The organism is Rhodococcus sp. PvP016 (assembly GCF_017832185.1).
In the GTDB taxonomy this organism is placed as follows: domain Bacteria; phylum Actinomycetota; class Actinomycetes; order Mycobacteriales; family Mycobacteriaceae; genus Rhodococcoides.
Window position 1 is genome coordinate 1,877,778 of sequence record NZ_JAFIBH010000001.1, and the last position, 12,885, is coordinate 1,890,662.

Genomic DNA, 12,885 nt, shown 5'->3' on the forward strand with positions numbered 1-12,885 from the left:
CACGACGACATGCGGCGCTGTGCGCAGAATGCTCGATCGCGGAGCCGGATCTTGCGCAGTCGGCAAGACCGTGGTGACCTGTGGATCTCCGCGAAGCATCGAGCCGGAGATGACGTCCTGAGGGGGCAGCGCCATGACCAGCAACGAGCATGTCGACGATCGAGCGCCACAGGCGGTGGAGACCCTGGAGGAGATCGCGCAGCGGGTGTTGTGGCTGTCGACCTCGATGATCCACCACGCCAATCGTATTCGACCCAACCCCAGCGGACTCAAGGTCGGAGGCCACCAAGCCTCGTGCGCATCGATGGTGTCGATCATGACCTCCCTGTGGTTCGAACAGTTGCAGCCCGGGGACCGGGTGTCGGTCAAGCCGCACGCGTCTCCGGTGCTGCACGCGATCAACTACCTCCTCGGTGAGTTGGACGAGAAGTACCTGGCGACGCTGCGGTCCTACGGCGGGTTGCAGTCGTACCCCTCGCGCGCCAAGGACCCCGATACTGTCGACTACTCGACCGGGTCGGTGGGAATCGGTGCAACGGCGCCTATTTGGGGCGCGATGTCGCGCCGCTACGTCGACGCGGCCTTCGGCGGTGTGGACGGCGACGCCCAGACGGCGACCGGATTCCGGGGGCGGCAGTACTCGCTCGTCGGCGACGCCGAACTGGACGAGGGCGCGGTGTGGGAAGCGGTGATCGACCCCGGAATCGCCGACCTCGGCGAGATCGTGTGGATCGTCGATCTGAACCGCCAGTCGCTGGATCGAGTGGTGCCCAACTTCGCTGCGCGGCGGCTGGAGAAGATGTTCGACGCCGCCGGCTGGCAGGTCGTCACGGTCTCGTTCGGCACCCTTCTCGACGCGTTGTTCGCCCGTCCCGGCGGCGAGGCCCTGCGCGAACGCATCGTCGACATGCCGAACCCGGAGTACCAGCGCCTGCTGCGCTGCACGGCGGACGAACTGCGCACCCGGCTGCCCGGCGACGGGCCCGGTGCCGAACGGATCCGCGTCCTCGTCGCCGATCTGGACGACGCCGCTCTGACGGAGGCCGTCCGCAACCTGGGCGGGCACGACCTCGCCGCACTCCGCGCAGCGTTCGCGCGTATCGACGACACCCGTCCCACCGTGATCATCGCGTACACCGTCAAGGGCTTCGGGTTGCCGACGCAGGGTCATCCCCAGAATCACTCGTCTCTGTTGACGGTGGAGGAGTACGCCGAACTCGCCGACACGCTGGGCACCGACCCCGATGCGCCGTGGGCACGATTCTCGGACGACAGTCCCGCGGGGCGGGTGTGCGCGGACACCGCGGACCGGCTGCGCCGGGAACCGATACACACGGTCGAGCCTCCGGTGGTGCCGACCGACATCGGGCGCACGCCCAAGGGAACGGCGACGACGCAGGCCGCGCTGGGGCGGGTGCTGCTGGACCTGACGCGGCAGGCCCCGGACGCCGCGCGGCGGGTCGTCACCGTCAGCCCCGACGTCAGCTCCACCACCAACCTCGGCGGCTGGGTGAACAAGGTCGGCGTCTGGTCCTCCTCGGAACGCCACGACTGGTTCGGTGACGACGCCGAGACGATCATGCACTGGCGCGAGAGCCCCACGGGGCAACACATGGAACTGGGCATCGCCGAGACCAACCTCGTCGGACTGATGGGTGAGCTCGGTGCGACGTGGAGCCGGTGGGGAGAGCCGCTGTTCCCGATCGGAGTCATGTACGACCCGTTCGTCGAACGCGCGCTCGAGCCGTGGTCGTACGGCATCTACGCGGGCGGACAGTCCATCCTCGTCGGCACCCCCTCGGGAGTGACTCTGGCTGCGGAAGGTGGTGCGCACCAGTCGATCAAGACGCCGTCGATCGGTCTGGAGCAGCCCGGGTGCGTGAGCTGGGAACCGGCGTTCGCGATCGACGTCGAGTGGACGCTGCTGGCGGCGATCGGACGGTTGGGGCGCCCGGGCGGCACGTCGGCGTATCTGCGCCTGTCGACCAGGCCGGTCGATCAGTCGTCGGCGAACGTTCCGGCGGATCCGGCGGCGCGGGAGCGTCGACGGCGGCAGGTGGTGGCGGGTGGGTATCCGCTGGTTCGCCGTGACGGCGCGGTGGTGACGATCGCGGCGATGGGCGCGATGGTGACCGAGGCCCTCGCCGCGGCCGAGCGGCTCGAACAGATCGGACTCGCTGCCGACGTCCTGTGCGTCACGAGTCCGGGGGAGTTGTATCGGGCGTTGCAGGCACGGCAGGGGCATCTCGAGGCGGAGTCGTGGATCCTCGATCACCTGTTGCCCGCCGAGCGGGCGACGCCGATGGTGACGGTCCTCGACGGCCACCCCCACACGCTCGCGTTCCTGGCGACGGTGAACCGGGTGCCGTCCACATCTCTCGGGGTGAGCGAGTTCGGTCAGGTCGGCTCACTCGACGAGGTGTACCGCCACCACCACATCGACACCGATTCGATCGTCCGGGCCGCACTCGACGTCACCGGTCACTGACTGCTCGGCAGGGTCATCGAGCGGCCGCGGCACCGAGTTCGATGAGCAGGACGCCGACGACGATGCAGGCGATCCCGCCGAGCATGCGGCGGGTCAGGGTTCTCGAAAGAGGTACCGGGAGGCCACGGCGGTGAGGGCGACTCCGGACGCGGCTCAGATGCCGTAGGCCACCCCCGGGGCCAGACCGGAACGGAGCACACCGAGCAGGGCGACGAAAGCGAGGAGGATGGCGCCGACGAGGAAGAGGTACTGCATCACGGTCCCCGCTGTGCGGGGTGGGACCCGGTCTCGACGAGGAGTACACCGACGATGTCCAGTCCGGTTTCGAGACCCATCACGATGGTCAGCGGTTCACCGAAGAGCGCCGACGCGAGAAGAGCGGTGAGAGCGACACCGCTTGCTCCCCAGATGCCGTAGGCGACACCGAGGGCCATTCCGCGGCGCAGGATGGACGGGAGTCCGGCGAAGGCCAGCAGATAGCCGATGATCACGACGACGTAGAGGGCGGGACGGGTCTCGAAACCGTGAGGCGACAGGGTGGCGGACACTTCGGCCACCACGGCCGCCGCCAGAACGAACCACACCCTGCGGTAGTTCTACCGCGGGCGGGACTAGCGAGCGATCTGTCCGCGGCCCATGCGCAGGAGGAGCATGCCAAGGGTGCGGCCCTCGCGGCCGAGATCACCGAAGTGCTGAAGCACCGACATCTCGCGTGCGGACGATGCGGCCGAACGGGGCTCCATCATGCCGACGGTGCGAGTGAGCTCGGTGCGGCGTGCCACTGCGGCCAGGATCTGGGCGTCGAGACGTTCGATCTCGTCGTGCAGGGAATCGATGTCGTGGGCGGTGTCGGCACCGTGGTTGCGCGTGACGTCTGCGGTGGCGAAGTCGGTTGCAATGCTCATGTCTACTGAATCGCGCCTGCCTCGAATTTCATTACCGATCTGTCGAGATATTTTTCGGCGACCAGTCGAGAACGCGTCTCACCTGCGGTGATACCGACTGTGAGCTGGATCGCAGTGCGCCCGCGGGCGTCATGTAAGGTTAGGCTAACGCAATGTTCCGGACCGTGTGTGCGCCCGTGAGGCGACTGATTCCTGTTCTCGTCGCGACGGTGGCCCTCACCGTGTCGTGCTCGTCGGCCTCCACGGAGGACGGCCGCGACGCGGCGCAGGCGCCGACCGGCGGCGTCCATCCGGCGACGGTCGACACCGCGTTCGGCGCGGTCGACCTCGAGTCGGCGCCGACGCGCGTCGTGGCGCTCGGGTGGGGGGACGCGGAGACGGCGTTGGCCCTGGGGGTCCAGCCGGTCGGTGCCAGCGACTGGCTCGACTTCGGCGGAGAGGGCGTCGGCCCGTGGGCCGAGGGTCTCTACGACGCCCCACCCGAGATCATCGGAACGCTGGAACCGTCCTACGAAGCCGTGGCGGCACTCGAGCCGGATCTGATCCTCGACACCAAGAGTTCGGGCGACGTCGGCCGGCACGACCGGCTCGCGGCGATCGCTCCGACCGTCGGCATCCCGGAGGGTGCGGAGAACTACACGACGTCCTACGAGGATCAGGTCACGATGGTGGCCGCGGCGCTCGGTGTGCCGGAGAAGGGCGCCGAGCTGATCTCCGGCCTGGACGACGGCTTCCGCACGGCCGCCGCGAACCATCCGGAGTTCGCAGACAAGACCGTGACGGTGGGCGCCCTCAGCGGAACCGGATACGGCGCCTACATAGAGGACAGCGAGCGGGTTCAGTTCTTGACGCGGCTCGGGTTCCGACAGAACCCGACCATCGCATCGATGACCCCGGTGCGGTTCTCCGTACCGATCGCGGACGAGCAGTTGGGTCTCCTCGACGCGGATCTCGTCGTCATGTTCCCGATCGGCAAGACCGCTCAGGACATCGAGCAGAACCCGCTGTTCCGCAGAATCCCGGCCGTGGCGCAGGGGCATGCGATCGTGTTCGACGACCCGGCGGTGGCGAAGTCCTACTCCACCAACTCGGCGCTCTCGCTGCAGTACGCACTCGACACCGTGGTGCCCATGCTGGCGGCGGCCGTTCGGTCGTGAGGGTCGCGGGGCCGAGCGAGTGAAGGCTGCCTCGTCGGAGTGCTGCCTGTCGAGCGTCCACGACACCTAGGCTCCCGAACAGAGTGCGCACCCGGACGACCGGGACTGACGGAGAGGACCCCATGTCGCTACCGCTGACCGGTATTCGAGTGCTGGAGCTCGGCAACTACATCGCCGCGCCGACTGCGGGACGAATGCTCGCGGACTTCGGCGCAGAGGTGATCAAGGTCGAGCGGCCCGGCACCGGCGACGAGATCCGGAATTGGCGTCTCTACTCCGGTACCACCTCGATGTTGTATCGCACGATCAACCGCAACAAGAAGTCGATCGTTCTCGATCTGCGTACCGAGCAGGGGCGGCAGGACGTGCTGGACCTCGCTGCGCAGTGCGACATCGTGCTCGAGAACTTTCGGCCCGGGACCCTCGAGAAATGGGGACTCTCGCCGGAGCGGTTGAGCGAGAAGAACCCCGACCTCATCATCACCCGCATCTCCGCTTTCGGGCAGACCGGTCCGATGGCCGAGCGTCCCGGCTTCGCCGCCGTCGCCGAGGCCTACGGGGGATTCCGCAACCTCGTCGGCGACCCCGACCGACCACCGGTGCGCGTCGGAGTATCGATCGGTGATTCCATCGCAGGCCTCTACGCCGCCTTCGGTTGTGTCATGGCTCTGTTCCGACGCCAGGCCGCGACGAGCGAACTCTCGCTCGAACAACGGTCGATCGATGTCGCGCTCAACGAGTCGATTCTGTCGATGATGGAATCCCTGGTACCGGACTACCTCGCCTACGGAGTGGAACGCGAGCGCACCGGTGGGCGGATGGAAGGCATCGCGCCCTCCAATGCCTACCCGTGCAACGACGGTCACTCGATCATCATCGCCGGCAACGGTGACGCCATCTTCCAGCGCTACATGGAGACGATCGGTCGGCCGGATCTCGGCGCGGATCCCGAGCTGGCCGTCAACGCGGGGCGCTGGCGACGTCGGAACGAACTGGACGCGGCCATCTCCGCCTGGACCATGCTGCACTCCCGCGACGAGGCGTTGGCGGTGCTCGATCGGGCCGGTGTGCCGTCGGGTCCCATCTACACGGCCGCCGACATCGTGCGCGACCCACAGTATCGAGCGCGCAACATGATTCAGACGTTCCCCGTCGACGTCGGTGGTGAGACACCGGTGGACGTGGGTTTCGTCGGTGTGGTGCCCGTCATCGGCGACGCGTCCATTCCCATCCGATCGCTCGGACCGGACCTCGGCGAGCACACCGCAGAAGTGCTGCGGGAACTGTTGGGACGCACCGAGAGCGAGCGCGACGCATGACGCGGATCCTGGTCACGCTGCCGATTCCGGAACCGGGTATGGAGATCCTGCGCCGCGCCGCCGACGTCGACGTGATCGCGCTCGATCACGTCGCGCTGGCGCAGCGATGCGCCTCCGGCGACTACGACGTGGTGGTGGCCCAGCTCCGGGACCGGTTCGACAGCGCGTCCCTCGCCAGTGCGCGCCTGCGGGGGATCTCCAACTATGCGGTGGGTGTCGACAACATCGACGTCGGCGCCGCCACCGCCCGAGGCATCGTCGTCGGGAACACTCCGGGCGTCCTGACCGATTCCACGGCGGACATCGCTCTGCTGCTGATGCTGGCCACAGCGCGTCGGGCGGTCGAGGCGGACCGGATGGTGCGCGCCGGTGAGTTCACCGGATGGGCACCGGAACTGATGCTCGGCACGGACGTGTCCGGACGGGTGCTGGGACTGGCCGGATTCGGGCGCATCGCCCGCGCGACGGCGCGGCGCGCTCTCGGGTTCGGTATGACGGTGCGGTTCTGCCCTCGCCCTCCGTCCGACAGGCCCGTCGACGACGAGGAGCTCGGCGAGTTCGGCGGTCGTGTCGAGCACGTCTCGTGGGACGAGTTGGTGGCGACGAGCGACTTCCTGTCCCTGCACGTTCCGCTGACCGAGTCGACGCACCACCTCGTCGACGCTCGGGTTCTCGGCGCGATGAAGACCTCTGCGATTCTGGTGAACACCGCGCGCGGGCCGGTGGTCGACGAGTCCGCTCTGGTGGAGGCGTTGCGCGGCGGCGTGATCGCCGGTGCGGGGCTCGACGTCTACGAGGACGAACCGGCCACGGCGCCCGGCCTGTCTGAGCTGGCCAACACCGTGCTGTTGCCGCACGTCGGGAGCGCGACGGTGTCGGTGCGGAGCGAGATGGCACGTCTCTGCGCGGAGAACGCCGTCGCGATGGCCGCCGGCACGCTGCCGCGCCACGCCGTCAATCCGGAGGCATGGGCGGACCAGTGAGAACTAGGTCGAGAGTGCGGAGTTGACCGCGTTCTCCGTTCGGGTCGGATCGTCCACCGTCAGGACGAGGCGATCGAACCGTCCGGTGCCGTCGAGCTCGATCACGATGTTGCGCACCGGGTCCCCGACGTTCCAGAACACCTTCTCGCCGTCACGGTGGAAGGTGCCTGCGTACTTTCCCGGTATCGAGAGGCCCGGAGCCCTGATGCCCCTGGGCTCACGCCGTACACCGGTGTCGACGGTTGCGCCCTTTACCTCGGACAGCGGAATGTCGAGTCGGCGCGTGAAGCTCCAGAGCTTGTCGAGGCCGTGGGGTTCGACGACCAGTCGGCCGTCGACGATGGTCACGGTGTTCATGCTGTGCCCTTTCTCTCGATGCAGGCGCGCGTGAGTATCGCGTCGCCCAGTGCCCGTGCGTCGATGTTCTCGGCAACCAACTTCTCGTGAATCTCCTGCCTCACCGAGGGATCGGAGGGGGCCAGATCCATGAGAGCGACGAGAAGCAGAGGCATTGTGGAGTGCGTCGAGCGCAGTGCGGTGAGGAACAGTCCGCGCTTGCTTCCGAACGCGTTGTAGAGGCTCGCCCGTCGGATGCCGACGGCGTCGAGGATCTGATCGACGGACGCGCCGGTGTAACCGTGACGGACGAACGTGTCGACCGCGGCCGCGAGCACAGTGTCCGTGTCGAACTCGCGCGGTCTCGGCATGCACCCATTCTAGACTGATCAGTCAATAATGGCGAGCGCCCGCCCGGCATCGACGAACGCGTCCACGTCGCGCGCAGTGTGCGCGAACGACGTCACGAGACGCACGACCCCCGGCTCCCACCGGTCGTCGTAGAACGTGAATCCGCGGTCGTGCAGTGCCTGTGTCAGAGCAGCGGGGAAGCGGAAGTAGGACATGTTCGCCGACGCGTCGCCCACGACCTCCACACCGGTGACCGGTCGTAGTCCCTCGCGTAGCCGCGCGGCCATCGCGTTGGCGTTCCGCGCATGACGCATCCAGAGATCGTTCTCCAGGTACGCGACCAGTTGCGCGCTCTGGAACCGCATCTTGGACGTCAGCTGGCCACCGCGCTTGTGTCGGAACGCCAGTTCGGTGGACAACGAGGGATCGAACGACACGATGGCCTCGGCGGTCATCGTGCCGTTCTTCGTGGCGCCGAAGGACAGGATGTCCACGCCTGCTCGCCAGGTCATCTCGGCCGGCGTGCACTCGAGGGCCACGAGCGCGTTGGCGAACCGGGCGCCGTCCATGTGCACGCGGAGTCCGGCATCGTGCGCGATGGTCGACACCTCGCGCACCTCGTCGAGGGTGTGGACGCTGCCCGTCTCGGTGACCTGCGTCAGGCTCACCACCGACGGCTGGACGCTGTGGACGTCGCCGCGTCGTCGCACGACCGCGGCACGCAGTGCGGTGGGATCCATCGTCGAACGGGGGCCGTCCACGAGGACGATCTTGGCGCCGTCGGTGAAGAACTCCGGAGCGCCGGCCTCGTCGTTGGTGATGTGGCCGTCGGGATGGGTGAGGATGCTGCCCCACGGCGGTGTGCACGCGGCCAGCGCCAGTCCGTTGGCCGCCGAACCGGTTCCGACGACGAACACGTCGACGGGTCGCTCGAAGACGCCGGCCATCAGGGTCGTGAGACGAGCGGACGTCGGATCGTTGCCGTACGGGGCTGCGAGCCCGGTCGATGCCTCCGCCATGGCCGCGAGGATCTCCGGGGCGGTGCCCGCGGCGTTGTCGCTGAGATATCCGGTGAGTGGGGCAGTGGTGCTCGTGGCCATACCCCCATGGTGGCAGAACCTCGACCGGCTACCGCAGCTCCGCCGCCAGCCGAGGGAGCAGCGCGAGGGGATTGGCGCGTTCCACCCGTGCCCGGTCGTCGCCGTCGAACACGTCGGACAGGCCGGGGGCCGGGTCGTTCGTGTCCGAGGCGGAGTAGGTGAGTCCGCTGAAGGGCCAGTCGGTTCCGAAGACGATGTGGTCGACGTCGGTCACCTCGAGCACCGACCGCAGCGACGACGCCGAGGCGGACAGTGCGGTGTCGTAATGGAAGCGTCGCAGTGCACCCTCGAGGCCGAGCAGCGACACGGACGGGATCTGGTCCGGTGCGACGGCGCGGGGCGCACCCAGCCGCGTGGCGAGGTACGGCAGGCAACCACCCGCGTGCGCGAGGACGAAGCGGATGTTCGGATACCGGTCGAGGGTGCCGGCCGCGATCATCTCGACCGCGGTCCGCGTGGTCTCGAACGGGAACTCGAGAAGGAAGCTCGGAAGCGGCAGTGGGGGAGCCGAACCCGCGGGAAGCTCGCCGGGGTGCACGAAGACGAGGGCGGACCGCGCGTCGAGTGACGCCATGATCGGCTCGAAGCGTGGGTGACCGAGGTAGATGCCGTCGTAGGACGACAGCAGAGCCACACCGTCCATTCCCAGCACGTCCAGGCCGTACGCGATCTCGGCGAGTGACGCCGGCACGTCCGGAAGTGGCACGGTGACCAGGGAGCCGAAACGAGTGGGATGCAGCCGCACCTGGTCGGCCGCGTAGTCGTTGCAGGAGCGCGCCAGGCGCACCGCCTCGAGGCCGTGCGCGAACCGCACACCGGGGTCGGAGATCGAGAGCACCTGGGCCGCGATACCGAACTCGTCCATGAACGCGAGAGCGGACTCCGGCGACCATGCGGGCATCGGTAGGCCGCCCGGAACGAGAAGACCGGCGCGCAGCACGGCCTCCCGATACAGCGGCGGGATCATGTGCGCGTGCAGGTCCACTCGATACGCACCCATGGGGGCGGCCGACGCCGTCGGTCCCGTGGCCCCGAGCAGGCCCGCGCCGAGTACGCCTCCGCCGATCAGTGTCTGCAGAGCCTGTCGTCGTGTCGCCATCGTCGTTCCCCCCGTGTGCGGACGCCGTCCACCCGGCCCCGCGGCAACGTAACAGGCTCCGGTGCCACTTCTGATGGTTTCATCGGAGTTCGGGACGGGTCACGAGTCGACGTGGTCACTCGTGTCGTCCAGTCGGCCTGCCGCGGCGCGTCGACGCAGGACCTCGCGGTGTCCGAACGTCGCGCCGAGAATCTGCTCCTGGTCGGCCACGGTGCTGCCGACGGCGCCCGCCACGGTGCCGAGCGATGCCGAGAGCCACGCCAGGCGCACATAGTCGGAGACGTTCGCCGACCGCATGATCTGTTCGGACAGGAACGACGGAGAGATCACCACTGCGGCCGCGGCGCCCACCACCAGGAACAGAACCGCGTACATGGTGACGACTCCGGCGGCGACCGTGCCGAGGGTGGCGAGGTTGTACATCGTCCGGTCGATTCCCGGATCTCGCCGAGTGTGCCTCTCCCACAATCCGTTCGGAAAGATGAGCCAGGCCGTCACAGCCAGCAGGGCGGTCGCGGACACCGCTGTCAGACGCATGATCGACATCGACGCCGCCATCTGCCAGATGCTCGAGTAGAAGAGGCCGAAGGCGGACGTCGCGGTCGCCGCGGCGAGTGCGCCCGACAGTGTCGGTACCAACCGCCACGGGCGGTTGGTACGGATCATGCCCGCGACCACCCGCGCTCGTCCCAGGAGGGCGGGCGCCACCAGGGCGTCGTGGCCGGACACGGTGAACCAGTGCGCGAGACCGGTGGCGGGATCGGGTCGGTCGACTCCTGTGGTCTCCCGCATCGCTTCCAGCGCGGCCAGCGTGACGGCGCGCGCACGCCGCGCGACCCGGTGGGTGCCGAACGACGGAACGTAGACCACCACCATCGACGGCCCGACGATCTCCGCCAGGACGGGGCGCGACCGCACCCGCCGCGGAATCTCGGACACGCACACGGTGAGCGTGTCCTCGCTGCCTCCGGTGTTACCGAGCAGGGAGGCCCAGGTGTCGAGATCGGGGCTTCCGCTCGGCACCGGCGGCAGCGGGATCGCGAGCCGGTCGACGGTGAGCAGGTTTCCGTCGAGCGTGGTGGATCCGTCGAGACCCGCGACCACGGACTCGGCGACGGCGGCGGCGAAGCCGGGATCGGACGCGACTCTGACGACGGGCATCCTGGTCGGCTACCCGTCGTGGTCGTTCGGAAACGGCGGGCTCTCTATGCACGCAGTGGTTCGTCCCGCCGATCACTCATCGTCGAGCTTGAAGCCGACCTTCAACGTCACCTGGAAGTGCGCGACCGCGCCGTTCTCGATGTGTCCGCGGGTCTCGATGACCTCGAACCAGTCCAGCTCCCGCAGTGTGCTGCTCGCGCGTGAGATGGCCTTGCGGATGGCGTCGTCGACACCCTCCGTCGAGGTTCCGACGATCTCGGTGACGCGATAGACATTGTCGCTCATGGTGTGCCCTTCACTCGGAGACAGTTCCCCGGTCATCGTGCGTCCTCGGGCGTCGTCCGGTCCAGGGTTCCGATCATCGCGGTTCGACGCGGTCGAGCATCCGTGTCCGTTTCGGAAGTGGGTGGCTCGGGTAGGAGACGTGCGGCGGCAGCGGCGGCGCGTGCGTCGGCGTGGACGCCCGGTGAGGTTGAGACCACAGCCTGCCGACGGAACGGCCTCCCCGCACGGACCACACGGGCGGGAGGCCGTTTCCGTGTGCTATTCGGAGTCGCGCGGAGGCCGGATCGACTCAGTCCGCGACGGTGAGACCGTGCGCGTGCACGTAGGCGAGTGCCTGGACCGTGTCGATGCGGGCTCCCTCGAGCACGGCCGACGTCCAGAATGTGGCATCGGCGATGCTGCCCCGCAGATCCGCATCGTTCAACCGGAGCCCGGAGGTGCGGGCACCGCCGAAATCCACACCGCGCAGCGTGGCCTTGCGGAGATCGGTCCCGACGAGGTTGGCGTCACGCAGGCGCGCCCCGGTGAGGTCGAGTCCGCGGAGGTCGAGACCGCCGAGCGAGGTGAGCATGAGGTCGACCTCGTCGAAGACGGCGGGCGTGATGCGAGAGTCGGCGATGGCGGAGCCGAGAAACGATGTGCTTCGAAAAGTACTGTGCCACAACCGGCTCCGACGAAACTCGCAATTGCGGAAGGCCGACCCGATGTGCGTCGAGTCCGTCAGGTCCACGCCGGAGAAGTCGCAGTCGGTGAAGACGACGCCGTGGGTGGTCAGACCACCGAGGTCCGCGTCGATGAAGCTGCAGGACGTGTACGAACGCCTCTCCCACCGCTGGCCGTGTGCGTCGCTCTCGTTGTAGTTCTCGTCCTCGAACGACCGGTCGGCGAATTCGTCCTCCACACGGGGGACTCTAGCGGGAAGGCCGGAGGCCGGTCGGGGTGCAGCGGGAAGGCCGGAGGCCGGTCGGGGTGCAGCGGGAAGGCCGGAGGCCGGGATGTCGTCGGTCAGGCGGTCGGGCGGGCGGTGGGGCCCATCCGCGGCACGCTGGCGGGGAGCACGGCGTCGACGAGAGCCGCCGCTCGTGGGTCCACGTCCGCATCGGTCCGGGCGATGAACGTCGTGGTGCTGGTGCACACGTCCTCGCCGTGCGACGTCAGATGGTTCTGGACCACCAGGATGTCGTTGCCTGCGAACTGGCGGATCGACAGCACCTGAAGTGTGGACACCAGCTGATCTCCCTGCATCACCGGGCGATGCAGAACGAAGCTCTGATCGGTCTGCATGACCGCTGTGATCTCGTACTCCACGAGGATGTGGGCGAAGAGATAGTCGATGGCGATCGATCCGACGACGCTCACGAAGGTCGCGGGCGCCACGAGTCCCTCGTATCCCAACTCGGCCGCAGCGGCCTCCTTGTGGTGCGCCGGATGTTCGTTCTGGATGGCGCGGGAGAGTTCGCGGATCTTCTCGCGGCCGACCTCGTAGTAGTCGGGGATGACGTAAGCGTGTCCGACCAGGCGGGAGCTGCGTTCGAACCGGTGATCGGGCTCGTGCGGAACGAGCGGGCGAGTCTCGTGAGCACCCGTCACGGAGTCGTCGGTCACCGAATTGCTGGTCACGTGGAACCTTCCCCTGGGGCGCGCCCACCGCCATCGGCACACGCATATGTGAATAAATCCTACTTCGCGTGTGAATATCCA

At 68.0% G+C, this 12,885-nt stretch carries 14 protein-coding genes; 4 read left to right on the plus strand and 10 right to left on the minus strand.

Features of this window, described 5'->3' with window-relative positions:
- Window positions 1-133 precede the first annotated feature (133 nt).
- Entirely contained in the window at window positions 134-2,488 is a 2,355-nt protein-coding gene (locus tag JOE30_RS08695) for a pyruvate dehydrogenase (RefSeq protein WP_204866105.1), read from the plus strand.
- A gap of 254 nt (window positions 2,489-2,742) precedes the next feature.
- On the opposite strand, the gene JOE30_RS08705 is transcribed toward JOE30_RS08695, so the two are convergent.
- A complete protein-coding gene (locus tag JOE30_RS08705; RefSeq protein ID WP_204866106.1) occupies window positions 2,743-3,072 on the minus strand; it encodes a multidrug efflux SMR transporter in 330 nt (109 codons plus the stop codon).
- Window positions 3,073-3,099: 27 nt separating this feature from the next.
- Window positions 3,100-3,393 (minus strand): chorismate mutase, encoded by a 294-nt coding sequence (locus JOE30_RS08710; protein ID WP_204866107.1) that lies wholly within the window; start codon window positions 3,391-3,393, stop codon window positions 3,100-3,102.
- Window positions 3,394-3,545: 152 nt separating this feature from the next.
- Here JOE30_RS08710 and JOE30_RS08715 point away from each other — a divergent pair, with 152 nt between their 5' ends.
- From JOE30_RS08715 to JOE30_RS08725, 3 genes are all read left to right on the plus strand, one after another.
- Entirely contained in the window at window positions 3,546-4,550 is a 1,005-nt protein-coding gene (locus JOE30_RS08715; protein WP_204866108.1) for an iron-siderophore ABC transporter substrate-binding protein, read from the plus strand.
- Between the two features lie 122 nt (window positions 4,551-4,672).
- Window positions 4,673-5,869, plus strand: coding sequence for a CaiB/BaiF CoA-transferase family protein (locus tag JOE30_RS08720; protein WP_204866109.1), 1,197 nt, complete (start codon window positions 4,673-4,675; stop codon window positions 5,867-5,869).
- Window positions 5,866-6,852, plus strand: coding sequence for a D-glycerate dehydrogenase (locus JOE30_RS08725; protein WP_204866111.1), 987 nt, complete (start codon window positions 5,866-5,868; stop codon window positions 6,850-6,852). Before JOE30_RS08720 ends, JOE30_RS08725 begins: the two co-directional genes overlap by 4 nt.
- A gap of 3 nt (window positions 6,853-6,855) precedes the next feature.
- Here JOE30_RS08725 and JOE30_RS08730 read toward each other — a convergent pair whose 3' ends face one another.
- From JOE30_RS08730 to JOE30_RS08765, 8 genes are all read right to left on the minus strand, one after another.
- On the minus strand, window positions 6,856-7,209 hold the full coding sequence (locus JOE30_RS08730) for a hypothetical protein (RefSeq protein WP_204866112.1): 354 nt from the start codon (window positions 7,207-7,209) through the stop codon (window positions 6,856-6,858).
- Entirely contained in the window at window positions 7,206-7,559 is a 354-nt protein-coding gene (locus JOE30_RS08735) for a TetR/AcrR family transcriptional regulator (RefSeq protein WP_204866114.1), read from the minus strand. Before JOE30_RS08735 ends, JOE30_RS08730 begins: the two co-directional genes overlap by 4 nt.
- An 18-nt stretch (window positions 7,560-7,577) precedes the next feature.
- A complete protein-coding gene (locus tag JOE30_RS08740) occupies window positions 7,578-8,639 on the minus strand; it encodes a low specificity L-threonine aldolase (protein ID WP_204866116.1) in 1,062 nt (353 codons plus the stop codon).
- A 28-nt stretch (window positions 8,640-8,667) separates the two neighbouring features.
- On the minus strand, window positions 8,668-9,738 hold the full coding sequence (locus JOE30_RS08745) for an amidohydrolase family protein (RefSeq protein ID WP_204866118.1): 1,071 nt from the start codon (window positions 9,736-9,738) through the stop codon (window positions 8,668-8,670).
- Between the two features lie 99 nt (window positions 9,739-9,837).
- Window positions 9,838-10,899 (minus strand): hypothetical protein, encoded by a 1,062-nt coding sequence (locus tag JOE30_RS08750; protein WP_204866120.1) that lies wholly within the window; start codon window positions 10,897-10,899, stop codon window positions 9,838-9,840.
- 72 nt (window positions 10,900-10,971) lie between these two features.
- Window positions 10,972-11,184, minus strand: coding sequence for a dodecin (locus tag JOE30_RS08755; protein ID WP_204866121.1), 213 nt, complete (start codon window positions 11,182-11,184; stop codon window positions 10,972-10,974).
- A 289-nt stretch (window positions 11,185-11,473) separates the two neighbouring features.
- A complete protein-coding gene (locus JOE30_RS08760) occupies window positions 11,474-12,085 on the minus strand; it encodes a pentapeptide repeat-containing protein (RefSeq protein ID WP_204866123.1) in 612 nt (203 codons plus the stop codon).
- A gap of 104 nt (window positions 12,086-12,189) precedes the next feature.
- The gene (locus JOE30_RS08765) at window positions 12,190-12,804 is read right to left on the minus strand and encodes a MaoC family dehydratase N-terminal domain-containing protein (protein WP_051612996.1); all 615 of its coding nucleotides are present in this window, start codon (window positions 12,802-12,804) and stop codon (window positions 12,190-12,192) included.
- Window positions 12,805-12,885: the final 81 nt, after the last annotated feature.